The following is a 23628-nucleotide window of genomic DNA, read 5'->3' as shown; positions in this document are numbered from 1 at the left end:
CGGATGGGCCACGACCCGAAGACCTCGCTGCTGAACAAGTATAACCAGCTGCACGCCTGCAAGAACGTGTTCGTGACGGATGGCGCCTGCATGACCTCGACCTCCACCCAAAACCCCTCGCTCACCTACATGGCCCTGACGGCCCGCGCCGCCGACTATGCCGTGAGCGAGATGAAGAAGGGAAATCTGTAAAGGCTATACTTATACTTTAGTAAAAGGAGTAAGGGCCTGTCGTCGTAGAATGGCAGGTCCTTGCGCTTTTATACTTGTCTATACTTTATACTTTCAGCTGCGATCCTCACGCTTGGTGAAGGTGTAAACCCATCCCTGCCCCGTAGGTGAAGTTTTTACTACCGGCTACCAAGATCCTTTCAGGATGACAAAATGAAAAGTATAAATCGCTCCTGTTTCAAGGAGGTAGATTCCTGCAAATTCTGCAACTGTAATCTTATTCCCCTCCTTGGAGAGGTAGGGGTGGGTTCATCGTAACTTGAATTTTATACTTTCAGCTACTCTTGCCCCGTCACATACTTATAAATCATCTCCGAAACCGTTGCCATGGCCTCCATAGCGGCCTTTTCATCTTTTAGGTCTTTAGACAGCAGCACCAGCACATACTTTCGCCCGTCGGGAAGTATAACAATGCCCGAGTCGTGGCGGACGCCGGTAATCCAGCCGGTTTTGTGGGCCACTTTCACACCTTCCGGAAGCCTGGCCGGTATAATTTCCCGGTGCCGCTGGTCGAGCAGGATGCGGATCATGTCCTGAGAGGCTTCCGGGCTTACCGCTTTGCCCGCCGCGATTTGCTCGAACAGCAGCAGCAGGTCGTAGGCTGTGGTGGTGTTGTTTAATCCTCGCTCATAAGCTTTGCTGTCTTCCACCCCGCGCAACACCTGTATGTCCCGGGCTCCCAACTCGCGCATGGTTTGGGTTACCTGCTTGGCGTCCAGCTCCGCTATGACAAGGTTGGTGGCCAGGTTGCTGCTCTGGATGATCATTTTGTAAAGCAACTCCGAGACAGGCCGCTTTTGCCCAACCAAAGTATAAAGTTCCTGCTCGCTGTCGTCTGCCGGGCTAATGCTGTACAGGCTGCCGTCTACGATGCTTTTAAACTCGTTTCGGATAAGGATGGAATCGGACAAAGAAAACCTGCCTTCCGATGCCTGCCTGTAAGCCTCGATGAGCACAGGTGTTTTCATGGTGCTGGCCGCATGGAAGCTTTCCTGCGCGTTCAGCAGCAGCTCTTTGCCGGTTTGCATATCCTTGAAGGCCACGGCAAAGGTGCCTTGCTGGGCTCCGAGGGTAGCGTTTATCTGTTGGCGGAGGTCATCCATAGGTTGCTTGGGTTTGGTGCTAGTGCAGGCTGCTAAAAGCAGAAGCAGGGCCAGTAAGTATACGCGAAGGGGCATAGGGGGTCAGGTTGTCGAAGAGTGAAGTTAATTTTTTGCCGGGAGTCTCCAAAGTGCCTTATATTTATACTTTGCTTCATACCTTACGGTAAAGTTCGACGGCGCAGGATGCGGCAAGCCGGGCAAAGTATAAAGATGTGCTTATGATGTTGCGTGTTCCTACACGCAGTTACTGAAGATTTTTCATACTTTTACGAGAGATAAAGTTTATACTTGATCCGGAGCCGCAGCATGTACTGCTGCCGAACAAGTATAAACCCAGTTACTCCTAAACCAAGCTTTAATGCCTGCAAGATATCATCTCACCCGTTTGTTTCTGTTTGTCTGCCTCTGTAGCGCGTTTCTGTTTGCCGGCTGCAAAGGGGGAGGCGAAAAGAAGACAAGCGCTCCCTCCGGGCAGCTTTTTAACGATGGCTGGGAATTTGTGCGGGATGCAGACTCCGCCGCCGTTTTTGGAAGCCAGGCAACCAACTTGGCCTGGGAGCAGGTATCGCTGCCGCACACTGCCCACATCGAGCCTATCCAGAAAACAGAGCAGCAGTGGCAGGGCACAGCTTTCTACCGCAAGTCCTTTACCGTTCCTGCTGCTGATACCGGAAAGCACATCGCCCTGAAATTTGAGGCAGCCATGCAAGTGGCCGACGTCTACTTAAACGGGCAGCACATCTTCAGGCACCTGGGCGGCTACCTTCCCTTTTATGTTGACGTCTCCGAGGAGGTAACGTATGGGCAGGAGAACGTGGTGTTGGTAAAACTCAATAACGAGGACAATCCGCACGTGGCTCCCGGCAAGCCGCTGGCCGACCTGGATTTTAACTACTACAGCGGCATCTACCGCAAAGTCTACCTCATCACCAAAGACAAACTACACATCTCCGACGCCGTGGCTGCCAACCGCGTAGCGGGCGGGGGCGTGCTGCTGCACTACGAGGACGTGAGCCAGAATGGCGCCACCCTGCACGTGCAGACCGAGCTGAAAAACAACCATGCCGAGCCACGGGAGGCGCAGGTTCGCCTTACCCTTACCGACAGCGAGGGAAAAAGGGTAGGAGGGACTATCTCCGAAAGCATAGCCGTGGGGCCGGGCGGGTTCGGCACCGCCAGCCAAAGTATACTTATCACCAACCCGAAGCTGTGGTCGCCCGACACGCCCTACTTGTATCACCTGAAGGTAGAGGTACTGCAGAAGGGCCAGGTACTGGACCAGCAAAGTATAAAAACGGGTGTGAAGACTTTCCGTTTTGCCAAAGACGGCTTTTACCTCAATGGTGAGAAGTTATACCTGCGCGGCACCAACCGCCACCAGGAGTATCCTTACGTAGGCTACGCCCTATCCGACAATGCCAACTACCGCGATGCCTATAAAATAAAGGAGGCCGGTTTCAACTTCGTGCGCCTGTCGCATTACCCGCAGTCGCCGGCTTTTATGGAGGCCTGTGATGAGTTAGGGCTGCTGACGATGGATGCCCTGCCGGGCTGGCAGTTCTTCGGTGATAAGGAGTTCCAGAAAAACGCCCTGCAGGATGTGCGCGACATGGTGCGCCGCGACCGTAATTATACGTCGGTTATACTTTGGGAGGCCTCCCTGAACGAGTCGGGGATGACGAAAGAGTTTATGCAACAGGCTCACCAGGCGGTGCACGAAGAGCTGCCGTTTGAGAACATTTATACGTGCGGCTGGATAGACGACGTGTACGATGTGTTCATCCCGGCCCGCCAGCATGCCAAAGCCCCCGATTACTGGAACAAGTATAGCAAAGACAAGCCGCTGCTCATTGCCGAGTATGGCGACTGGGAATACTATGCGCAAAATGCCGGCTTTAACCAGAAAGAGTTTGCCAATCTGAAAGAGGAGGAGCGGACGAGCCGCCAATTGCGTGGCTTCGGACAGAAGCGTTTGCTGCAGCAGGCCCTCAACTACCAGGAGGCCCACAACAGTAACCTGCAGGGCCCGGCCGTAGGCGATGCCAACTGGCTCATGTATGACTACAAGCGCGGTTACGCCGACGACATCGAGGCCTCTGGTATCATGGACATTGTGCGCCTGCCTAAGTTTGCCTACTATTTCTACCAGAGCCAGGCCGCTCCGGATTTGCGCAAGCAGGCTACCTTCCACAAGCCCATGGTGTTTGTCGCCAACTACTGGAATGATCCGAAACTGACAACCGTGAAAGTATACAGCAACACCGACGAGGTAGAACTGCAGCTCAACGGCAAAACCATCGCGCGCCAGCAGCCGGATGCGGATGCAAACTCAACCCACCTGCCGCACCCGCCTTTTACCTTTGAGGTGCCAAAGTATGAGCCGGGTACCTTAACGGCCATCGGCTACATCAACAACCAAAAGGTGGCTACGCACGAGCAGCGTACGGCTGGCAAACCGGCCAAGCTTATACTTCGCGCAGACTATAGTGGCAGAAAACTGCAGGCCGGCGTGAACGATATGGTGTTTGTGTACGCCAGCGTAACCGACGATAATGGTGTTGTCGTGCCGGATGCCACGAACCAGGTCTCTTTCTTGGTAGAAGGCGATGCGGAAATTGTAGGAGCGAAAACCGTGGACGCAGAGGCCAGCATTGCGGCTATACTTGTAAAAGCCGGAAACAAGGCAGGCTCTATCAAAATAGAGGCGCAGGCGGATGGCCTGGCGGCTGGAACTTATACGTTGGAGGCTGTTTCCGCAGAGAAATAAAGAAGCTTATACTTGCGAGTCCTACTCCAGTTAATAAAGCTCCGAGTACAGTTGCCCAAAGTAGTCATGAAATAAAATTGTCCTCCTCGGTGGGGTAATTACTCCCTCTGAGGTTTTTTATACTTAATAAGATGTTACAGGAAATCATAGATACATTCGAGTCACGCTACCAGCAGCAGCCGGTAGTGGTGCGGTCTCCGGGTCGGGTAAATTTGATCGGTGAGCATACCGACTACAACGACGGCTTTGTGCTGCCGGCCGCCATCAACAAGGAAATATACTTTGCCGTGGCGCCCAACGGTACCAACACCTTCAGGGCCTACGCCTACGATTTGCAGGAAGGCGCTGAGTTCGACCTGAGTCAGGTGCAGCGCTCGGAGAAGAGCTGGGCCAATTACCTGCTGGGCGTGATTGCGCAGTTGCAGCAGGCAAAGTATAAAGTAGAGGGTTTCGACCTGGTGTATGGCGGCAACGTGCCGATCGGGGCCGGACTTTCGTCGTCTGCGGCGGTAGAGTGTGGGCTGGCTTATGCGCTCAATCACATCTTCGGCTATAACATCCCCAAATTTGACCTGGTGAAGATGGCGCAGATGGCCGAGCACGAGTACGCGGGCGTGAAGTGCGGCATCATGGACCAGTTCGCCAGCATGTATGGTCGGCAAGACCATGCTGTCAAACTTGACTGCCGCTCCCTCGACTTCGACTACTACCACCTGGAGATGGCCGACTACCGCATCGTGCTTTGCGACACGCAGGTGAAGCACAACCTGGCCTCCTCGGAGTATAACACCCGACGTCAGGAGTGCGAGGCTGGCGTGGCGCTGCTGCAAAAGCTTTACCCAGAGGTAAAGAGCCTGCGCGACGTGACTGTCCCGATGCTGGAGCAGCACCAGGAGGAGTTCAACCCGGTGGTGTACAAGCGCTGTATCTACGTAGTAGAAGAAAACAACCGCGTGGAGGAGGCCTGTCAGGCACTGGAGCAGGGCGACATGAAAACCTTTGGTGAGAAAATGTACGCTTCGCACCGTGGCCTGCAGCACAACTACGAGGTGAGTTGCCCGGAGCTGGACTTTCTGGTGGACCAGGCCAGGGAGATGGATTCGGTGTTGGGCGCCCGCATGATGGGCGGCGGCTTTGGCGGCTGCACCATCAACCTGGTGAAACTGGATGCGCTGGAGACCTTCATTCAACGTATGGAGGAGGCCTATCAGGAGCAGTTCGGCATCGCGCTTAAAACTTATGTGGCTGAGATCGTAAATGGCAGCAGCCTGGTGGAGCCAAGCCAAGTATAAAACCTGAGCAGCGTTTCAAAATTTTCTTATTGAGAGGCAGGGCTGTTAAGTTCTACAGAAGACTGTCCCCTTGAGGGGACTATAGGGGTGTAAAGCCAGTAGCAAAAGTCATATGCTAAACTCTGACACCCCTCTATGACCTGCGGTCGCAAGCTACGAACCTACGTTCTTGCTTGTCCTCAAGGGGAGAATCTAGCGCTTACTATTTTCTGCTTTAATGGCATGAATTAGTGCTTTGAGTTAGGGTGGGTTAATACCTTAATAACAGTATACATCCTAAGCTGAAGTATAAAGTATAAATGCTCTTTTGAGCATCAACAACACAAGTATACCAATGTCTGATTTTGATTTAGCGGAGCATCCGCACAGAAGATATAACCCGCTCACCGGCGAGTGGGTACTGGTGTCGCCGCACCGGGCCAAGCGCCCGTGGCAGGGGCAGCAGGAGGAACAAAGCCAGGACACGCGCCCGGAATACGACCCGGGCTGCTACCTGTGCCCCACCAACACCCGCGCCAACGGCGAGCAGAACCCGGTGTACGAGTCAACCTACGTGTTCGACAACGACTTCGGCGCACTGCAGGAAGGCACGCCCGACGGCGCCTATGTAAAAGGCGAGCTGATCCGGGCCGAGAGCGAGCGCGGCATTTGCCGGGTGATCTGCTTCTCGCCCCGCCACGACCTGACGCTGGCCGACATGGCGCCTGAGGACATCCGCAAAGTGGTGGACCTGTGGCAGCAGGAGTATGCTGAGCTCGGCTCGAGGGACTTCATCAACTATGTACAGATCTTCGAGAACAAGGGCCAGATCATGGGTTGCAGCAACCCGCACCCCCACGGCCAGATTTGGGCGCAGCGCACTGTGCCCGTAGAGCCGGCCAAGGAAACAACCCAGCAGGGGCTATACTTTGCGGAACACCAGCGCAGCCTGCTGGCCGACTACCTGGCCCTGGAACTGGAAACGCGCGAGCGGGTGGTGGCCGAGAACGAGCATTTTGTGGCGCTGGTGCCTTTCTGGGCCGTGTGGCCCTTCGAGACCATTGTCATCAGCAGGCGCCATTTCCAGCACATCGGGCAGATGGGGGAGGAGGAGAAGAACGGCTTTGCCCACCTTATCAAAGTCCTCACCGCCGCTTATGACCGGGTATTCGGCATTTCGTTCCCATACTCCTCGGGCATCCACCAAAGCCCTACCGACGGGCAGGCGTATCCGGGCTGGCACTTCCACATGCACTTTTACCCGCCGCTTTTGCGATCGGCCACGGTGAAGAAGTTTATGGTAGGCTATGAGATGATGGGCAACCCGCAGCGCGACATCACCCCGGAGGCGGCAGCCAGCCTGCTCCGCGGCCTGGTGCGCTAAAGGCAGCTATACTTTTGAGAAGGCACACGTGGCCCATCCGCGGCATAGGCTATAAAATAAATCTCCTATATTCATAATTCAGACTGAATCCTTTATATTGGATATCTAAAACGAAAACTAGATGAATCTCTCTACACTTGACATTGCGATTTTTCTGGGTTACTGCGTGCTCATCATTGTGGTGGGCCTGTGGGTTTCCCGGGAGAAGAAAGGGCACACCAAAAACTCCACCGATTACTTCCTGGCCAGTAAGTCGCTGCCCTGGTGGGCCATCGGGGCCTCGCTCATCGCCTCCAACATCTCGGCAGAGCAGTTTATCGGGATGTCCGGCTCCGGCTTCGCCATTGGCCTGGGCATTGCCAGCTACGAGTTTATGGCGGCGGTTACGCTCCTGCTGGTGGCCAAGTACTTCCTCCCCATCTACCTCAAGGAGGGTATCTTCACCATGCCGCAGTTCCTCAAGCTGCGCTACGACGACCGCATCCGTACCAGCCTGGCGGTTTTCTGGATCATGCTCTACATCTTCGTGAACCTGACCACCGTTTTATACTTGTCGGCGCTGGCGCTGAGTGTGGTGCTGGACATCAGCACGACAGCGGCCATCATCGGCCTGGCGGCGGTAGCGGTGGCGTACTCAGTCTACGGTGGTCTGAAGGCAGTGGCCTGGACGGACGTGATTCAGGTAGTCTTCCTGATCTTGGGCGGCCTGGTAACCACTTACCTGGCGCTGGATGCCGTGAGTGGCGGAGACGGCCCTGTGAAAGGCTTGGGCATGCTGTTTGAAAAGGCGCCGGAGAAGTTCGACATGATCCTGTCGGAGGACAATCCGTTTTACAAAGACCTGCCCGGCATGACGGTGCTGTTTGGCGGCATGTGGATTGCCAACATCAGCTACTGGGGCTTTAACCAGTACATTATACAGCGAGCGCTGGCGGCTAAAAACTTAAAGGAAGTGCAGTGGGGCCTGGTGTTCGCCGCTTTCCTGAAGCTTCTGATTCCGCTGGTGGTGGTATTGCCGGGAATCGCGGCCTTTGTGCTGAATGCCGACATCAGCCGCTACGATGAGGCGTACCCCTGGTTGCTGGGGAACCTGGTGCCAACCGGTATCAAAGGGCTTGCGTTTGCAGCGCTTATAGCGGCGGCCTTGTCGTCGCTGAGCTCGATGATGAACTCCACGGCCACCATCTTCACCATGGACATCTACAAGTCGCACCTGAAGAAGGACGCCACGGAGAACCAGATGGTGATGGTGGGACGCCTGGTGAGCTTGGTTTCTATCATCATCGCGGGACTGGTGGCAGAGCCGCTGCTGGGTGGTGAGGAGCAAATCTTCCAGTTCATTCAGAAGTATACCGGCTACGTGAGCCCGGGCATTGTGGTGCTGTTCGTGTTTGGCCTGTTCTGGAAGCGCGCTACCTCAAACGCGGCCCTGGCGACAGCCATTGCCTCCGTACCGTTCAGTATCATCATCGACCTTGCTTTCCCCACCATGCCGTTCCTCGACCAGATGGGACTCGTGTTCCTGCTGCTGTCAGCGCTGATGGTGGGCATCTCCTTGTGGGAGAACAGCCAGGGCAAGTATCCGGAGTATACAGTTAAGCTTGATAAAGGGCTTTTCCAAACGGAGAGCATCTTTAACGTGTTTGCTATAGCTATCCTGTTTATAGTGGCCGCTATTTATATTGTGTTCTGGTAAGGAGCGGATATACTTCCCAAAAACAGGCCCGCCGGCGCAGAAGCGCCGGCGGGCCTGTTTTTATAGGTATAATGTATACACGTTCCGCCTATTGCTGCTGATCATCCACAGACCTGTTTGACACGGTGTCGACGTCAAGCCGCTCGTTAGAGGCGGAATCCAGGTCGAGCTGAGGCGAGATCTCTTCCCCTGCGCCAATTTCCACATTCTCTTCTACGTCTGTGCTTCCTGCCGCTGCGTCTTCGGAGCCAGTGGTTCTGTTGTCGGCAGCGTCGCTGCAGGCAAACGCAACGGCACCCAGTGCAATTAAAAATATCTTTTTCATAGTATAAGTCAGCTTGTTTCAGGTTTATACTAACGCAGAGCCAGGCCGCTAAGTTATACTTTATACTTGCCTATGGCTTGATGCTGATGTAGTTGCAGCGGAAAAGTATAAAGTATAGCCTATGGTTCGTGAGGCAAAGAAAGTATAAAAGCAGGCAGTAAACACTCCATAACAGGGGCTCCTGCTATCCAAAATGTCCCTGTGTAAGCAGGCGCTTTTCTCCCCGGAAAGTACGGGACCGCCAGCCTCGCGTCAGGTCGTGCCGCTACGCTTCCTGCTGATAAAACTTCAACAATCTGACCTTTTTATCTCTCCTTCACCGGGTCTCATCTTAGCCCCTAATACATCTGGCACCTGAAACTGATAAAGATCATTAATAAAAGATATTAAAGTCTTTTATTTTAAGAGCCCCTGTCTCTACCTTTGGTCATGATGAAAATGCAAGTGTAAGGCTTTATAAAAGAGGTAAGTATGAAAAACGATACAGGAAATAGTCAGAGCTCCTCAACTGGTAAGGAAAAAGCCCCCGGCCTACTGACTTATAACCTGCCGGCCCTGGTGCAGGAGCTAAAAGAGGAGGAAAACTGGAAGAAGACAGGAAGAGGTGCCAGAACGCTCTACAAGACAGACTCGCTGCGGCTTGTGCTGAACGTGATGCAGGCAGGCACAGAGATTAAGCCACACCAGGCCAGTGGCCCCATCAGTGTGCAGGTGCTATCGGGGGAGATAAAGTTTGGGGCCGCCGAAGAAACGGTGCTGCTGCAGCAAGGCCAGATGCTGACTTTGAAGGAAAATGTGCGGCATAGGGTTCAGGCTACCACAGAAGCGGCCTTTCTTCTGACCATGGCTCCTGCAGCTGCTTAATGTAAACCCTTAATTCTGTCCATTAATGAAGACCTACGGAACCGTTTTAGAAGCCCTAGCGGATTTGCAACAGCAAGGGTATACCCATGACTTTAACCTGCGGCAGGGGTGTATCTACTGCCAGCAGGAGGAGCGAAGCTTTTTACCGCACGAATTCGAGCTGCTGCAGGTGCACAGGTTCGAGGAGATGAGCGACCCGGCCGAGAGCGCAGTGGTGTACGTCGTCAGCTCACCGATGCATGGGGTAAAGGGCACGCTGGTAGATGCTTACGGCATTTACTCCGAGGAGGCCTCGGGCGCATTCCTGGCGAAGATAGACTAAGGGGGGCAGTACAACCGATGTCTTGGAAGGCCGGTGCGGTGCGGAAAGTATGCAGCCAGCCCCTCCTAAAAAGTGACAAATGTCATATATAAAAGAGATAAACATCTTTTATTTCGGAATATGCGAGTAATACTTTTGTAACAGAAAAAGACACATAAAAACTCTGAACACTACTTTATCAACTTTTAGAATCATGAAAAATAAAAGCAAGAACCTACGGGAAACATTGGTAAGCATGTTTCTGAAGCCATTGCAGCTGAGCGTCGTGGCACTGATGTCGGGTACTATCCTTTTTAGCTGCTCTTCAGGCGAGGGAGATGCTAACGCCAGTGCAGGGCAGCAGGAAAGCGGCCTGGCACACCAGACCGAGGCACCTGTTGAAGACGACGGCAAAGGCATTGGCCCTGTAACTTCGGTTGAGGTGGGTGAAGGCATAGACGAAGCGCTTGCCACATCCGGCAAGGCGATTTTCGAGGGCAAGTGCTCTGCCTGCCACCAACTGAGCGACCAGAAAATAGTAGGCCCTGGCCTGGCGGGAGTAACCGGGAAGCGCAAGCCCGAGTGGGTGATGAACATGATCATCAACCCCGAGGAGATGACCAAGAAAGACCCGACTGCTAAGAAACTGCTGGCCGAGCACCTAACCCAGATGACAAACCAGAACGTGAACGAGCAGGATGCCAGAGCTATTCTGGAGTTTCTGAGACAGAACGACCAAAACATCTAATAGAAACACACACATCTACACAAACCATACTTTTATGGAAACTTTGATTAATAAATTTAAAAAAGCAGCCCCCAAGGCCGCCCTGCTGATGGCAGTGGCAGCCGGCTCCGCGCTACAGGGATGTAGCAACACGGATGGCCGCAATGCCGGCTCTACCGCGGAAGGCGTGGCATCCGACGCAGCCTCTGCTGTGTACGTGGCCCCAGGCAAGCACGACGAATTGTACTCCTTCCTGTCTGGCGGCTTTAACGGACAAGTGTCTGTGTACGGACTTCCCTCAGGCCGACTGCTCAAGATTATCCCGGTGTTTACGCAGCACGGCGAGAACGGCTACGGCTACAGCGAGGAGTCTAAGGCGATGCTGATGACCTCTCACGGCTTTGTGCCCTGGGACGACCTGCACCACCCCAAGCTGTCGCGCACCGATGGCCAGACAGATGGCCGCTGGCTGTTCGTGAATGGTAACAACACCCCGCGTGTGGCCCGCATCGACCTGACCACCTTTGAGACAGTAGAGGTGATGGAATTGCCAAACTCTGCCGGTAACCACTGCTCTCCGTACCCAACCAACAACAACGAGTATGTGATTGCCGGTACCCGCTTCTCTGTTCCGCTGGACATGAAAGGTGGCACCAACGACGTGAGCCTGGACAAGTATGAGGAAGAGTTCCGCGGTTCTATCTCCTTTATTAAGGTTGACAAGGACAAAGGCGACATGGACCTGGATTTCCAGATTCTGGTGCCTGGCTTCGACTACGACCTGGCTAACGGCGGCAAAGGCCCGTCTGAGGACTGGGTGTTCTTTACAACCTATAACACCGAGAAGGCCGGTACGCTGAAAGAGGTGGGTGCCTCTCAGAACGACCGTGACTACCTGGCCGCAGTGAACTGGAAATTAGCCGCGAAATATGCCGCAGAAGGCAAAGCCCGCGAAATGCCAGCCAACTACTACCATAATAAAATGGACAAGGACACGCACATCGCTAAATCTACTGTGAAGAAGAAAGTGCGCTACCTGCTACCGGAAGAGTGCCCTGGCATGATGTACCTGCTGCCAGCTCCTAAGTCACCGCACGGTATCGACGTGGACCCATCAGGGGAGTACATGGTGGTGAGCGGTAAACTGGCCTCTGCTATTCCGGTGTTCTCTTTCGCCATGATGCAGGATGCCATCAAGAACAAGAAGTTCGACGGTGAGAAAAACGGTATCCCTGTGCTGCAGTACGAGTCTGTGCTGAAAGGCGAAGTGAAAGAGCCAGGCCTGGGACCACTGCACACTGAGTTTGACGGCAAAGGCAACGCCTATACTTCCATGTTCGTGTCTTCTGAGATTGTGAAATGGAAACTGAACGACCTGAGTGTGGTGGACAGAATGCCGGTTTACTACTCCGTTGGTCACTTGATGATTCCGGGTGGCGATACCAAAGAGCCGCATGGCAAGTACCTGGTGGCGATGAACAAAATCACCAAAGACCGTTACCTGCCAACCGGACCTGAACTGGCACACTCTGCGCAGCTGATTGATATCTCCGGTGAGAAAATGAAGATGCTCCTTGACTTCCCGACCGTGGCTGAACCGCACTACGCGCAGGCCATCCCAGCCGAGAAAGTAGCGCCAAACAGTGTGAAGTTCTACAAGCTGGACGAGAACAAGCACCCGCACGCCGTGAAGAAAGAAGCAGACGTGAGTGTGGTGCGTGAGAGCAAGAACCGAGTGCGCGTGAAGATGACCGCCATCCGAAGCCACATGACCCCGGACAACATCGAGGGCATACAGGTAGGTGACACGGTATACTTCCACGTGACCAACCTGGAGCAAGACTGGGACGTGCCTCACGGCTTCGCGGTAATGGGAGCTAACAACGCCGAGACCCTCATCATGCCAGGTGCCACACAAACCCTGACATGGGTGCCGAAGAAAACCGGGGTGTTCCCCTTCTACTGTACCGACTTCTGCTCTGCGCTGCACCAGGAAATGCAAGGCTACATCCGGGTATCTCCTAAAGGTTCCGATGTTCCGATTTCCTTCTCCACAGGCAAGAAGAAACAGAACATACCAGGGGTAGCATCAGCTCACTAATGCGCTAACTGGGTACATTAGCGGAGGTTGCCCAGCGTAATCTCCGCTGATTTTTTTACACGAGTTGCGGTTTATACTTCAGCAAGGCAGGTATCTTCCTGAGTTCTCGGTTGACGAAGGGATAGGGGAGGCGGAAAGCTGAAGCAGACGAGTTCGACAGGCTCCTGACGCAACCCATTTTTAACTCATCTAAAATTAAGAAGGATGAAAATTTACCAAAAAGTGCTGATGGTTGTGGCAGCATTATCCCTCGGCCTCCTGTTTGTTTTCCCGATGTGGAAAATTTACCTGAAGGCGCCACAATACCCCGAAGGGCTGGAACTGCACATCTGGGTGAACAAGCTGGGCGGCAGCTCCGAAAGCGTGCTGCAGAACTTCAACATCCTCAACCACTACATCGGCATGGAGCCCATCCACGCCGAGTCGTTTGCCGAGCTTAAGTTTATGCCTTACATCGTGATTGCCTTTATGGTGACAGGGGTACTGGTGGGACTGATTGGCAGGAAGAAATTAGTACTGGGCTGGTCAGGTATGCTGATGGTAGCCGGTGCCGCGGGTATACTTGACTTCTACCTGTGGCTGGTAAAATTCGGCACCAACCTGGACCCCAAGGCAGCCATTAAAGTGCCGGGCATGACCTACATTCCGCCGCTGCTGGGAAACAAGCAACTGCTGAACTTTGAGGCGCTGTCGCTGCCAGCATTGGGTAGCCTGGGCATCTTCCTGGCCATTTCCCTGTCATTGGTGGTGTATTACTTCAGCCTGAAAAATAAAACTGTAACCCGGGGGGTAAGCTCCGGAAAAGTACTGGTGTGATGAACATAAGAAAGTTATACTTCTGCAGCCTTGCCTTGCTACTGCTCCTGCTGGCGGGGTGTGCTGCGGAGCCACAACCCATCCCTTACGGACAGGCCAACTGCGCCCACTGCAACATGACCGTGGCCGACAACCGTTACGGCGCCGAGCTGGTGAACGACAAAGGCAAGCCCTACTTCTTCGACTCGGCAGAGTGCCTGATGGCCTATGTGAGCGAGCAGCCGGAGCAGGGCGAGAAAGCAGCCTTCCTGCTGGTGACAGACTTTACCAGGCCTTACGAACTAATAAGCGCCCAGGACGCGCGCTTTCTGCAGGCCAAGGCCCTGCCCAGCCCTATGGGCATGTACTTAACAGCTATAGCCGATGAGGCTGCCGCTACTAAAATGCAACAGGAAATAGGTGGCCGTGTGCTCACCTGGAACGAGGCGGTTTCGGCCGTAGAGAACAATGAAAGACCCGACTAAACAAATATTTATACTTGCCTACGTGTTGGCCCTGATGCTAGGCAGTCAGGTAGCCTTTGGCACCACCCTGAAAGTATGCCCCACCTGCCCCTATACTTCGGTGAAGGAAGCCGTGGCCAGTGCAAAGCCCGGCGAGACAGTGCTGGTGGAAGGCGGCGTATACCAGGAGCACGGCATAGAAATAAATAAACCCCTAACCCTACTTGGCCGCAACAACCCAGTCATCGACGGCAACTTTAAAGGCCAGATCCTCACCATCACATCAGACAATGTAACCGTGGAGGGACTGACGCTGCAGAACATCGCCACCAGCTACCGGCAGGACGATGCCGCCATCCGGGTGGTGCAGCGCAGCAACGTCCGCATCCTCAACAACACCATCCTGCACACCTACTTTGGCATTTACCTGCAGAACTCAGACAACTGTGTGATAAAGGGAAATGTGGTAGCGGGGCAGGACGTAACCGGCAAAAACGAATCGGCGCTGGGCAATGCCATCCACCTGTGGTACTGCGATAAGGCCGTAATCAGCAATAACAAGGTAAGTGGCCACCGCGACGGCATTTACCTGGAGTTTGTAAAGGACAGCGAGGTGAAAGACAACCTGAGCGAGCATAACCTGCGCTACGGGCTGCACTTCATGTTCTCCGACAGGAACACCTACACCCACAACACCTTCCGGAAAAACGGGGCCGGCGTGGCCGTGATGTACACCCGCGACATCCGCATGGAATACAACACTTTTGAGGATAACTGGGGCGCGGCAGCGTACGGCCTGCTGCTGAAAGACATCAGCAACAGCGTTATCCATAACAACACCTTCCGCCGCAACACCACGGGCATTTACATGGAAAGCTCCAGCCGCCTGGATTTGCAGCGAAACGATTTTGACCGTAACGGCTGGGCCGTGCGCTTGCTGAGTAGCTGCACCGACGACGTGTTTAAGTTTAACAACTTCACCGGCAACTCCTTTGACGTGAGCACCAACGGTGACTCGCAGCTCAACCGTTTTGAAAATAACTACTGGGACAAGTACACCGGCTACGACCTGGACAAAGACCGGGTAGGCGATGTGCCCTACCGGCCGGTGAGCCTGTACTCCATGCTGGTGGAGCGCGTACCGCCCTCGGTTATGTTTATGCGCAGCTTTATGGTAGACCTGCTGGACAGCATCGAGAAAGTGCTGCCGAGCTTTATACCGGAGAACCTGGTGGATGAACAACCCTTAATGAAGAAAATAGAACATGATAACGATAGAAAACTTGCGCAAGTCCTACGGTAAGTTACAGGTGCTCAAAGACCTGAACGTAAGCTTCGGGCCAGGCAAGGTAGTATCCGTAATTGGCCCGAACGGGGCCGGTAAAACAACCATGGGCAAGTGTATACTTGGCATGGTGCTGCCTGACGGCGGCGATATAAAACTTGACGGGCAGAGCGTGTTGGGCAAGCACGCCTACCGCAGCCAGATTGGCTATATGCCCCAGATTGGCCGCTACCCCGAGAACATGAAAATCCGGCAGGTAATAGAGATGATCCGCGACATCCGCAAGGACGCCAAGGAGGTGGACGAGGAGCTGATTGGGCTGTACAACCTGAAAAGTATGTACGAGAAGCGCATGGGTGCCTTGTCGGGCGGGACCAAACAGAAGGTGAGCGCCGCGCTGGCCTTCATGTTCAACCCGCGCATCCTCATCCTCGACGAGCCCACTGCCGGCCTGGACCCCATCGCCGCTGAAATTCTGAAATCTAAAATCCTTAAGGAGAAGAAACGGGGCAAGCTCATCCTCATCACCTCCCACATCATGAGCGAGATAGAGGAGGTAGCCGATGAGGTGATGTGCCTGATGGACGGGCAGCTTAAATTCCACGAAACAATTGCAGGTATAAAAGCCCAGGCAAACGAAGAGCGACTGGGCCGGGCTATTGCCAAAATAATGGAGGAGGACTAAGCCATGAACAAGATAATCAAATACGTGTTCTACGACATCATCCGGAACAAAATCGTACTGGCTTATACGTTGTTTTTGCTGCTGCTCTCCTTCGGGTTGTTTAACCTGGGTGGCAGCCCCGACAAGGGCATCCTCAGCTTGCTGAACCTGGTGCTGCTCACCGTGCCGCTGATAAGTATTGTGTTTGCCACCACGCATTTCTACAACTCTTATGAGTTTATGGAGCTGCTGGTAGCACAGCCCATCAACCGCAAGAAAATATTCATGAGCGAGTACCTGGGCGTGGCCTGCTCCTTATCAGGTGCGTTTATACTTGGGGTGGGGGTGCCCATGCTGATTTTCGGGGCAAGTATAACCGGCTTATACTTGCTGCTCACGGGCGTGTTCATCACCTTCATCTTCGTGGCGCTGGCCTTTCTGGCCTCGGTTATCACCCGGGATAAAGCCAAGGGCATTGGCATCGCGCTGCTGCTGTGGTTTTACTTTGCGCTCATCTACGACGGCATCGTGCTGTTTATACTTTACGCCTTTGCCGATTACCCGCTGGAAAGCGCCACCCTGGCCATGACGGCCCTCAACCCGGTGGACTTGGGCCGCATCATCGTGCTGCTGAACCTGGACGTGTCGGCGCTGATGGGCTATACCGGTGCGCTCTATAAAAGTATATTGGGCAGCCTGTGGGGTATAGGACTGGCTTTCGGGTTAATGCTGGTGTGGGCAGTGGTGCCTTTGGCCAGCTCGGGCAGGATATTCAGTAAACGGGATTTGTAGCAACAGTACTGATATCTGCCTGTTCATAAGGTAATTACGTGTTTTGGTGTTTAAACGCGCAGTCTGGTAAGGCTGCGCGTTTTTCGTTTCATGGCTCGTTCGTAAAAGTTCGATTTGCACTGTAATTATAACAGTTAAGATTACGTGCCGTACATGTCCGTGTAAAGCTGTTTAAACAAAACTCGCAATATCATGGCAAAACCAACAGGAACCTTAAACAAAATGATGGCAGATGCACTTCTGAAACCCCTGCGCTTTGGAATGGCGCTGTTATGCTGCGCGGCGGTGCTTACCAGCTGCTCCGGAGATGGCGACAACAAGGCAACCGAGGAAGGATCAGCGCAACAAGGGGAGACCGTAGCCGAGGAAATTGAGGATGATGGCAAGGGCATTGGCCCTGTGTCTACAGTAGAAGTGGGAGACCAGATAGATGAGGCGCTAGCTGCAGAAGGCAAGACCATTTTTGAGGGCAAGTGCTCTGCCTGCCACCAGCTGACCGACCAGAAAATTGTGGGCCCCGGACTGCTGGGTGTAACCGAAAAACGAAAGCCGGAGTGGATCATGAACATGGTGATAAACCCGGAGGAGATGACGAAAAAAGACCCAACTGCTAAAAAACTGCTGGCCGAGCACTTAACCCAAATGACGAACCAGGATATCTCAGAGAAAGATGCGAGAGCCATTCTGGAGTTTTTAAGGCAGAATGATTTAGAAAACCTGAACAAGTAGATCGCATTCATACCATAAACCATATTCTTATGAGAGCACTCGCGAATAAACTAACTAATCTGAGGTCCGGATTTGGCCTGCCCTTGGCCTTACTAACCGGTGTGGTTCTGCAGAGTTGTGGTGGGGATAAAGCTGGTAGCAGTCAGGCAAGCGGAGTGGCAGAGGATGCCGCCGCCGCAGTCTATGTGCCACCAGGACAGCACGATGAATTATACTCTTTTTTGTCTGGGGGCTTTAACGGACAGGTATCGGTTTACGGCATCCCCTCAGGCAGGCTGCTGAAGGTAATCCCGGTGTTTACCCAGCAAGCCGAGAACGGCTACGGCTACAACGAGGAAACCAAGCCCATGCTGATGACCTCGCACGGCTTTGTGCCCTGGGACGACCTGCACCACCCCAAGCTGTCGCGCACCGATGGCATGGCCGATGGCCGCTGGCTGTTTGCAAACGGCAACAACACCCCGCGCGTGGCGCGCGTCGACCTGAAAACCTTTGAGACAGTGGAGATCATGGAGATTCCGAACTCTGCCGGTAACCACTGCTCGCCGTACCCTACCAACAACAACGAGTACATCCTGGCCGGTACCCGCTTCTCGGTGCCAATCGATATGGAGAAAGGGGGCATGGGGGACGCCAGCCTGGATGAGTATGAAGAGAAGTTCCGCGGCTCTATCTCCTTTATCAAGGTAGACAAGGATAACGGCGACATGGAGCTGGACTTCCAGGTGCTGGTGCCCGGCTTCGACTACGACCTGGCAAACGGTGGCAAAGGCCCGTCTGAGGACTGGGTGTTCTTTACAACCTACAATACCGAGCGGGCCGGTACGCTGAAAGAGCTTGGCGCTTCCCAGAACGACAAGGATTACCTGGCCGCCATCAACTGGAAACTGGCTGCCAAGTATGCCGCGGAGGGTAAAGCCCACGAAATGCCCGCCAACTATTATCACAACAAGCTGGACCACGGCACCCACACGGCCAAGTCTACCATCAAAAAGACAGTGCGCTACCTGCTACCGGAAGAGTGCCCGGGCATGATGTACCTGATCCCGGCCCCGAAATCCCCGCATGGCATCGACGTGGACCCAACCGGGGAGTACATGGTGGTAAACGGCAAGCTGGCCTCCTCGCTGCCGGTGTTCTCTTTCTCTAAGATGCAGAAAGCCATTGAGAATAAGGATTTTGACGGAGAGGTGAACGGTATCCCGGTGTTCAAGTATGAGTCCGTGCTCTATGGCGAGGTGAAAGAGCCAGGCCTGGGACCACTGCACACCGAGTTCGACAACAAAGGCAATGGCTACTCTACCATGTTTGTGTCGTCGGAGGTGGTGAAGTGGAACGTGAAAGACCTGAAGGTGCTGGACAGAATGCCGGTATACTACTCTCCGGGGCACCTGATGATTCCGGGCGGTGATACCAAGGATCCGTATGGCAAGTATATGGTGGTAATGAACAAGATCACCAAAGACCGCTACCTGCCAACAGGCCCCGAACTGCTGCACTCGGCACAGCTAATCGATATCAGTGGCGACAAGATGCGGATGCTGCTCGACTTCCCGACACTGGCCGAGCCGCACTATGCGCAGGCTATCGTTGCCGATAAAGTGGCGCCAAACAGCGTGAAGTTCTATAAGCTGGACGAAAACACGCACCCCGAGGCTGTTAAATCAGAGAAAGACGTGAAGGTGACGCGCCAGGGCAGAACCGTGAAAGTGAACATGACCTCCATCAGAAGCCACTTTGCCCCGGATAACATCGAAGGGATACAGGTGGGCGACACGGTTATTTTCCATGTGACCAACCTGGAGCAAGACTGGGACGTGCCGCATGGTTTTGCCGTAATGGGAGCCAACAACGCCGAAACCCTCATCATGCCAGGCGCCACGCAGTCGCTCAGGTGGGTGCCTAAACAGGCGGGCGTGTATCCGTTCTACTGTACCGACTTCTGTTCGGCGCTGCACCAGGAGATGCAGGGCTACGTCCGGGTGTCGCCAAGGGGATCCAACGTGCCGATTAAGTTCTCCACCGGCAAGCCGAAACCAGTACCTCCAGCACAAGCATCCGTAAACTAATCTGGGTCTTGTGCGGCATGGCAGCGGAGTTTGTCCTTAAGCAGGCTCCGCTGTCTTTTTATGCGTTTCACTTTAGACCAACAATAGGATGAGCGTATACCTGAGAGTAGTCATGATCGTGGCAGCGCTGTCGCTGGGGCTGTTGTTCCTGTTTCCGATGTGGAAGATCTACCTGCAGGCGCCCCAGTACCCGGAAGGGCTGGAGCTGCACATCTGGGTGAACAAGCTGGGCGGCAGCTCGGAGAGCGTGCTGCAGAATTTTAACATCCTCAATCACTACATCGGCATGGAGAAAATCCACCCCGATTCTTTTGCCGAACTCAAGTACATGCCCTACATCGTGATTGCCTTTATGGTGACAGGCGTGCTGGTGGGGCTGCTGGGGAACCGGAAGTGGGTGCTGGTATGGGTGCTGCTGCTGGCCGTTGCCGGAGCCGTCGGTATACTTGATTTTTACCTGTGGCTGGTAAAGTTCGGCACCAACCTGGACCCCACAGCGCCTATCAAGGTGCCGGGCATGACATATATCCCCCCTCTGTTTGGTAGCAAGCAGCTACTAAACTTCCATGCGCTCTCATTGCCCTCGTGGGGCGCCCTGGGGATATTCCTGGGGCTTGTACTTGGCGGATTAGTTTATATCTTAAGCAAGAAATCAATGAAAACCCAACTAGCATCGTGACCCTTACCTTATGAAACAAAACGTGACGTATACTTTCAGTCTGCTGGCTACGCTGCTCCTGCTGGCAGCCTGCTCGGTAGAGCCCAAGCCTATACCTTATGGAGAAGCCAACTGCGCCCACTGCAACATGACCGTGGCCGACAACCGCTACGGCGCCGAGCTGGTTAACGACAAAGGCAAAGCCATCTACTTCGACTCGGCAGAGTGCCTGGCCGCGCTTGTGAACGAACAGCCGGAGCAGGGCGAGAAAGCAGCTTTCCTGCTGGTAACAGACTATACCAACCCCAACCATCTGGTGGAGGCGAAGGAGGCGTATTTTCTGCAAAGCCGCGAGATGCCAAGCCCCATGGGCATGTTTCTGACGGCCGTGGCCGATAAGGCAACCGCAGAGCAGCTGCATCAGGAGCATGGTGGCCGCCTGCTCGATTGGAACCAGGTAGTTTTAGCTGTAAAGAATAATGAGAAACCCGACTAAGCAAATTTTCATACTTGCCTACATACTGGCCCTAACGCTAGGTGGCCAAGCCGCGCTAGGTAACAACACCCTGAACGTATGCAAAACCTGCCCTTATACTTCGGTAAAGGAAGCTGTGGCAAAAGCCGCCGCCGGCGACACGATTGTGGTGGATGGCGGCACCTACCAGGAACATGGCATAGAGATAAACAAACCCCTGACCCTACTTGGCCGCAACAACCCTATAATAGACAGCAACTTTAAGGGACAGATACTGACGGTGCTGTCCGATAACGTAACCATCCAGGGACTGACCCTGCAGAACATCGCCACCAGTTACCGGCATGACGATGCCGCCATCCGGGTGGTGCAGCGCAGCAACGTCCGCATCCTCAACAACACCATCCTCAACACCTACTTCGGCATTTACCTGCAATACTCCGAAGGGATTGTGGTGAAGGACAATGTGGTAAAAGGAGAGAAAGGGGAGAAAACTGAATCGGCGCTGGGCAATGCCATCCATGTGTACCGCACCGACGAGGTGGAGATAACCGGCAATACCGTGCAGGGCCACCGCGACGGCATCTACCTGGAGGTGGTGAAAAACAGCGAGGTACACCGCAACATCAGCCAGGACAACCAGCGCTACGGCCTGCACTTTATGTTCTCCAACGGTAATAACTATACTTACAACACCTTCCGGCACAACGGGGCCGGCGTGGCCGTGATGTATACCGATAAGGTGCACATGGAGCACAACACCTTCGAGAACAACTGGGGCGCAGCCTCCTACGGCCTGCTGCTCAAGGACATCCGCGACAGCGTGATACGGAACAACACCTTCCGCCGCAACACCACCGGCATCTACATGGAGAGCTCCAGCCGCCTGGACATGCAGCACAACAACTTCGAGCGAAACGGCTGGGCCATCAAGCTGCTTACCTCCAGTATAGATAACACCCTCAAACTGAATAATTTTACCGGCAACTCCTTTGATATAAGCACCAACGGGCCCAGTCAGCTGAACCTGGTGGAGAACAACTACTGGGAAAAGTATACCGGCTACGACCTGGACAAAGATGGCGTGGGCGATGTGCCGTACCGGCCGGTGAGCCTGTTTTCGATGCTGGTGGAGCGTGTGCCGCCATCGGTTATGTTTATGCGCAGCTTTATGGTAGACCTGCTCGATAACATGGAGAAGGTGCTGCCCAGCATTATCCCGGAAAACCTGGTGGATGAAAAACCCTTAATGAGTAGAGTGAAACATGATAACGATAGAAAACTTACACAAGTCGTACGGTAAACTGCAGGTGCTCCGGAACGTGAGCGTCGAGTTTAGCCCCGGCAAGGTTGTTTCGATCATTGGCCCGAACGGCGCGGGCAAAACCACCCTGAGCAAATGCATCCTGGGCATGGTGCTGCCCGACAGCGGCGAAATTAAACTTGACGGGCAGAGCGTGCTGGGCAAGCATGCCTACCGCAGCCAGATAGGCTACATGCCCCAGATTGGCCGCTACCCCGAGAACATGAAAATCCGGCAGGTGATTGAGATGATCCGCGACATCCGCAAAAGCGAGAAAGAGGTGGACGAGGAATTGATCGGACTATACTCGCTGAAGGAGATAGACGAGAAGCGTATGGGAGCTCTGTCGGGTGGTACCAAGCAGAAGGTGAGCGCGGCGCTGGCCTTTATGTTCAACCCACGCATCCTCATCCTCGACGAGCCCACTGCCGGCCTGGACCCCATCGCCGCTGAAATTCTGAAATCTAAAATCCTTAAGGAGAAGAAGCGCGGCAAGCTCATTCTCATCACCTCCCACATCATGAGCGAGATAGAGGAGGTGGCCGATGAAGTACTTTGCCTGGTGGACGGAAGTATAAAGTTCTACGAAACCATCCCCGACCTGAAAGCGCACACCCAGGAAGAGCGCCTGAGCCGCGCCGTTGCCAAAATCATGAACGAAGGATATCACCCATGAAAAAGATCATTAAATACGTGCTGCTCGACATCATCAAGAGCAAGATCATCATCGCTTATACTCTGTTTCTGCTGCTGCTCTCCATCGGGTTGTTTAACCTGGGCGGCAGCCCCGACAAGGGCATCCTTAGCCTGCTGAACCTGGTGCTGCTCACCGTGCCGCTCATCAGCATCGTGTTTGCCACCACCCACTTCTACAACTCCTATGAGTTTATGGAGCTGCTGGTGTCGCAGCCCATTAACCGCACCAAGATTTTCATGAGCGAGTACCTGGGCGTGGCGCTATCGCTTTCGGTGGCCTTTTTGGTGGGAGTGGGCATTCCGGTGGCTGTTTTTGGCGCGGGACTAACGGGTTTTTACCTGGTGCTCACGGGCGTGTTCATCACCTTCATCTTCGTGGCGCTGGCTTTTCTGGCCTCGGTTATCACCCGGGATAAAGCCAAGGGCATTGGCATTGCCTTGATGCTGTGGTTCTACTTCGCGCTCATCTACGACGGCATCGTGCTGTTTATACTTTACGCCTTTGCCGATTACCCGCTGGAGTATGCTACGCTGGCCATGACGGCCCTCAACCCGGTGGATCTAGGCCGCATCATCGTGCTGCTGAACCTGGACGTGTCGGCGCTGATGGGGTACACCGGTGCCTTGTATAAAAGCATTTTCGGAAGTGTGTGGGGTATTACTGCTGCCTTCGGCCTGCTGCTGCTCTGGGCGCTCATTCCCGTGCTCAGCTCCCGCAGGATTTTCTCCAGAAGGGATTTGTAGTAGAAGCACCGGCTTAAGCCATTTATCAGTAAACTTTAGAAGAACGTAAGTCCCGGTGACTTACGCTCTTTTTTATACTCCCTCTTTACTAGAAGCTATCTCAAAAATAGGAATTAGGTTTTAGATTCTCTTGTTAGTTGCTCATGGAGCTAACCAATGAGCAGTGGGAAAGGATACAGGATCT

23 protein-coding genes are annotated in these 23628 nt (G+C 53.9%); 21 read left to right on the top strand and 2 right to left on the bottom strand.

Features of this window, described 5'->3' with window-relative positions:
• Positions 1 to 192, top strand: a 192-nt coding sequence (locus tag C8N40_RS22330; protein WP_146173591.1) for a GMC oxidoreductase, incomplete at its 5' end; no start/stop codon positions are given.
• Positions 193 to 509: 317 nt separating this feature from the next.
• Here the strand turns inward: C8N40_RS22330 and C8N40_RS22325 are convergent.
• Positions 510 to 1334, bottom strand: coding sequence for a serine hydrolase (locus C8N40_RS22325; RefSeq protein ID WP_245905236.1), 825 nt, complete (start codon positions 1332 to 1334; stop codon positions 510 to 512).
• Positions 1335 to 1692: 358 nt separating this feature from the next.
• Between C8N40_RS22325 and C8N40_RS22320 the strand changes: the two genes are divergently transcribed.
• From C8N40_RS22320 to C8N40_RS22305, 4 genes are all read left to right on the top strand, one after another.
• Positions 1693 to 4101: a glycoside hydrolase family 2 protein gene (locus C8N40_RS22320; RefSeq protein ID WP_108214031.1), complete on the top strand. Its 2409-nt coding sequence runs from the start codon at positions 1693 to 1695 to the stop codon at positions 4099 to 4101.
• A gap of 131 nt (positions 4102 to 4232) precedes the next feature.
• The gene (locus tag C8N40_RS22315; RefSeq protein ID WP_108214030.1) at positions 4233 to 5393 is read left to right on the top strand and encodes a galactokinase; all 1161 of its coding nucleotides are present in this window, start codon (positions 4233 to 4235) and stop codon (positions 5391 to 5393) included.
• Between the two features lie 307 nt (positions 5394 to 5700).
• Entirely contained in the window at positions 5701 to 6756 is a 1056-nt protein-coding gene (locus tag C8N40_RS22310; RefSeq protein WP_342749999.1) for a UDP-glucose--hexose-1-phosphate uridylyltransferase, read from the top strand.
• 121 nt (positions 6757 to 6877) lie between these two features.
• On the top strand, positions 6878 to 8452 hold the full coding sequence (locus C8N40_RS22305) for a sodium/sugar symporter (protein ID WP_108214028.1): 1575 nt from the start codon (positions 6878 to 6880) through the stop codon (positions 8450 to 8452).
• 88 nt (positions 8453 to 8540) lie between these two features.
• Here C8N40_RS22305 and C8N40_RS22300 read toward each other — a convergent pair whose 3' ends face one another.
• On the bottom strand, positions 8541 to 8777 hold the full coding sequence (locus tag C8N40_RS22300) for a hypothetical protein (protein WP_108214027.1): 237 nt from the start codon (positions 8775 to 8777) through the stop codon (positions 8541 to 8543).
• A gap of 471 nt (positions 8778 to 9248) precedes the next feature.
• Here C8N40_RS22300 and C8N40_RS22295 point away from each other — a divergent pair, with 471 nt between their 5' ends.
• The 16 genes from C8N40_RS22295 (at position 9249) to C8N40_RS22220 (ending at position 23444) form a co-directional block, all read left to right on the top strand.
• Positions 9249 to 9641: a cupin domain-containing protein gene (locus C8N40_RS22295; RefSeq protein ID WP_108214026.1), complete on the top strand. Its 393-nt coding sequence runs from the start codon at positions 9249 to 9251 to the stop codon at positions 9639 to 9641.
• Positions 9642 to 9666: 25 nt separating this feature from the next.
• The gene (locus C8N40_RS22290) at positions 9667 to 9963 is read left to right on the top strand and encodes a phosphoribosylpyrophosphate synthetase (RefSeq protein WP_108214025.1); all 297 of its coding nucleotides are present in this window, start codon (positions 9667 to 9669) and stop codon (positions 9961 to 9963) included.
• 193 nt (positions 9964 to 10156) lie between these two features.
• Entirely contained in the window at positions 10157 to 10690 is a 534-nt protein-coding gene (locus C8N40_RS22285; protein ID WP_245905235.1) for a c-type cytochrome, read from the top strand.
• A gap of 34 nt (positions 10691 to 10724) precedes the next feature.
• On the top strand, positions 10725 to 12770 hold the full coding sequence (nosZ, locus tag C8N40_RS22280) for a Sec-dependent nitrous-oxide reductase (protein ID WP_108214024.1): 2046 nt from the start codon (positions 10725 to 10727) through the stop codon (positions 12768 to 12770).
• 204 nt (positions 12771 to 12974) lie between these two features.
• Positions 12975 to 13586: a hypothetical protein gene (locus C8N40_RS22275; protein WP_108214023.1), complete on the top strand. Its 612-nt coding sequence runs from the start codon at positions 12975 to 12977 to the stop codon at positions 13584 to 13586.
• On the top strand, positions 13586 to 14050 hold the full coding sequence (locus tag C8N40_RS22270; RefSeq protein ID WP_108214022.1) for a nitrous oxide reductase accessory protein NosL: 465 nt from the start codon (positions 13586 to 13588) through the stop codon (positions 14048 to 14050). The genes C8N40_RS22275 and C8N40_RS22270 overlap by 1 nt, the downstream gene beginning before the upstream one ends.
• Entirely contained in the window at positions 14034 to 15332 is a 1299-nt protein-coding gene (locus C8N40_RS22265; RefSeq protein ID WP_108214021.1) for a nitrous oxide reductase family maturation protein NosD, read from the top strand. The genes C8N40_RS22270 and C8N40_RS22265 overlap by 17 nt, the downstream gene beginning before the upstream one ends.
• The gene (locus tag C8N40_RS22260; protein ID WP_108214020.1) at positions 15295 to 15999 is read left to right on the top strand and encodes an ABC transporter ATP-binding protein; all 705 of its coding nucleotides are present in this window, start codon (positions 15295 to 15297) and stop codon (positions 15997 to 15999) included. The genes C8N40_RS22265 and C8N40_RS22260 overlap by 38 nt, the downstream gene beginning before the upstream one ends.
• Positions 16000 to 16002: 3 nt before the next feature.
• On the top strand, positions 16003 to 16770 hold the full coding sequence (locus tag C8N40_RS22255) for an ABC transporter permease subunit (protein WP_108214019.1): 768 nt from the start codon (positions 16003 to 16005) through the stop codon (positions 16768 to 16770).
• 192 nt (positions 16771 to 16962) lie between these two features.
• Entirely contained in the window at positions 16963 to 17499 is a 537-nt protein-coding gene (locus C8N40_RS22250) for a c-type cytochrome (RefSeq protein ID WP_108214018.1), read from the top strand.
• 29 nt (positions 17500 to 17528) lie between these two features.
• A complete protein-coding gene (gene nosZ / locus C8N40_RS22245) occupies positions 17529 to 19568 on the top strand; it encodes a Sec-dependent nitrous-oxide reductase (RefSeq protein WP_108214017.1) in 2040 nt (679 codons plus the stop codon).
• 88 nt (positions 19569 to 19656) lie between these two features.
• Positions 19657 to 20247 carry a hypothetical protein gene (locus C8N40_RS22240; RefSeq protein WP_108214016.1) on the top strand — a complete coding sequence of 197 codons (591 nt, stop codon included), beginning with the start codon at positions 19657 to 19659 and terminating at the stop codon, positions 20245 to 20247.
• A 10-nt stretch (positions 20248 to 20257) separates the two neighbouring features.
• On the top strand, positions 20258 to 20722 hold the full coding sequence (locus tag C8N40_RS22235) for a nitrous oxide reductase accessory protein NosL (RefSeq protein WP_108214015.1): 465 nt from the start codon (positions 20258 to 20260) through the stop codon (positions 20720 to 20722).
• Positions 20706 to 22004, top strand: a complete 1299-nt coding sequence (gene nosD, locus C8N40_RS22230) for a nitrous oxide reductase family maturation protein NosD (RefSeq protein ID WP_108214014.1) — start codon at positions 20706 to 20708, stop codon at positions 22002 to 22004. The genes C8N40_RS22235 and nosD overlap by 17 nt, the downstream gene beginning before the upstream one ends.
• The gene (locus C8N40_RS22225) at positions 21967 to 22680 is read left to right on the top strand and encodes an ABC transporter ATP-binding protein (protein ID WP_108214013.1); all 714 of its coding nucleotides are present in this window, start codon (positions 21967 to 21969) and stop codon (positions 22678 to 22680) included. Before nosD ends, C8N40_RS22225 begins: the two co-directional genes overlap by 38 nt.
• Positions 22677 to 23444 carry an ABC transporter permease subunit gene (locus C8N40_RS22220; protein ID WP_108214012.1) on the top strand — a complete coding sequence of 256 codons (768 nt, stop codon included), beginning with the start codon at positions 22677 to 22679 and terminating at the stop codon, positions 23442 to 23444. Before C8N40_RS22225 ends, C8N40_RS22220 begins: the two co-directional genes overlap by 4 nt.
• The last annotated feature ends 184 nt before the right edge of the window (positions 23445 to 23628 follow it).

Origin of the sequence: Pontibacter mucosus (genome assembly GCF_003054055.1) — a bacterium.
Taxonomy (GTDB): domain Bacteria; phylum Bacteroidota; class Bacteroidia; order Cytophagales; family Hymenobacteraceae; genus Pontibacter; species Pontibacter mucosus.
Note: the sequence above shows the minus strand (reverse complement) of the source record. Positions and strands in the feature narration are given on the sequence as shown.

What these genes read in the sequence shown, in the direction of transcription:
- C8N40_RS22325 (WP_245905236.1), bottom strand. Translation starts at nt 1,334, where the DNA reads ATGGATGACCTCCGCCAACAGATAAACGCTACCCTCGGAGCCCAGCAA.
- C8N40_RS22320 (WP_108214031.1), top strand. Translation starts at nt 1,693, where the DNA reads ATGCCTGCAAGATATCATCTCACCCGTTTGTTTCTGTTTGTCTGCCTC.
- C8N40_RS22315 (WP_108214030.1), top strand. Translation starts at nt 4,233, where the DNA reads ATGTTACAGGAAATCATAGATACATTCGAGTCACGCTACCAGCAGCAG.
- C8N40_RS22305 (WP_108214028.1), top strand. Translation starts at nt 6,878, where the DNA reads ATGAATCTCTCTACACTTGACATTGCGATTTTTCTGGGTTACTGCGTG.
- C8N40_RS22300 (WP_108214027.1), bottom strand. Translation starts at nt 8,777, where the DNA reads ATGAAAAAGATATTTTTAATTGCACTGGGTGCCGTTGCGTTTGCCTGC.
- C8N40_RS22295 (WP_108214026.1), top strand. Translation starts at nt 9,249, where the DNA reads ATGAAAAACGATACAGGAAATAGTCAGAGCTCCTCAACTGGTAAGGAA.
- C8N40_RS22290 (WP_108214025.1), top strand. Translation starts at nt 9,667, where the DNA reads ATGAAGACCTACGGAACCGTTTTAGAAGCCCTAGCGGATTTGCAACAG.
- C8N40_RS22285 (WP_245905235.1), top strand. Translation starts at nt 10,157, where the DNA reads ATGAAAAATAAAAGCAAGAACCTACGGGAAACATTGGTAAGCATGTTT.
- nosZ (WP_108214024.1), top strand. Translation starts at nt 10,725, where the DNA reads ATGGAAACTTTGATTAATAAATTTAAAAAAGCAGCCCCCAAGGCCGCC.
- C8N40_RS22275 (WP_108214023.1), top strand. Translation starts at nt 12,975, where the DNA reads ATGAAAATTTACCAAAAAGTGCTGATGGTTGTGGCAGCATTATCCCTC.
- C8N40_RS22270 (WP_108214022.1), top strand. Translation starts at nt 13,586, where the DNA reads ATGAACATAAGAAAGTTATACTTCTGCAGCCTTGCCTTGCTACTGCTC.
- C8N40_RS22265 (WP_108214021.1), top strand. Translation starts at nt 14,034, where the DNA reads ATGAAAGACCCGACTAAACAAATATTTATACTTGCCTACGTGTTGGCC.
- C8N40_RS22260 (WP_108214020.1), top strand. Translation starts at nt 15,295, where the DNA reads ATGATAACGATAGAAAACTTGCGCAAGTCCTACGGTAAGTTACAGGTG.
- C8N40_RS22255 (WP_108214019.1), top strand. Translation starts at nt 16,003, where the DNA reads ATGAACAAGATAATCAAATACGTGTTCTACGACATCATCCGGAACAAA.
- C8N40_RS22250 (WP_108214018.1), top strand. Translation starts at nt 16,963, where the DNA reads ATGGCAAAACCAACAGGAACCTTAAACAAAATGATGGCAGATGCACTT.
- nosZ (WP_108214017.1), top strand. Translation starts at nt 17,529, where the DNA reads ATGAGAGCACTCGCGAATAAACTAACTAATCTGAGGTCCGGATTTGGC.
- C8N40_RS22240 (WP_108214016.1), top strand. Translation starts at nt 19,657, where the DNA reads ATGAGCGTATACCTGAGAGTAGTCATGATCGTGGCAGCGCTGTCGCTG.
- C8N40_RS22235 (WP_108214015.1), top strand. Translation starts at nt 20,258, where the DNA reads ATGAAACAAAACGTGACGTATACTTTCAGTCTGCTGGCTACGCTGCTC.
- nosD (WP_108214014.1), top strand. Translation starts at nt 20,706, where the DNA reads ATGAGAAACCCGACTAAGCAAATTTTCATACTTGCCTACATACTGGCC.
- C8N40_RS22225 (WP_108214013.1), top strand. Translation starts at nt 21,967, where the DNA reads ATGATAACGATAGAAAACTTACACAAGTCGTACGGTAAACTGCAGGTG.
- C8N40_RS22220 (WP_108214012.1), top strand. Translation starts at nt 22,677, where the DNA reads ATGAAAAAGATCATTAAATACGTGCTGCTCGACATCATCAAGAGCAAG.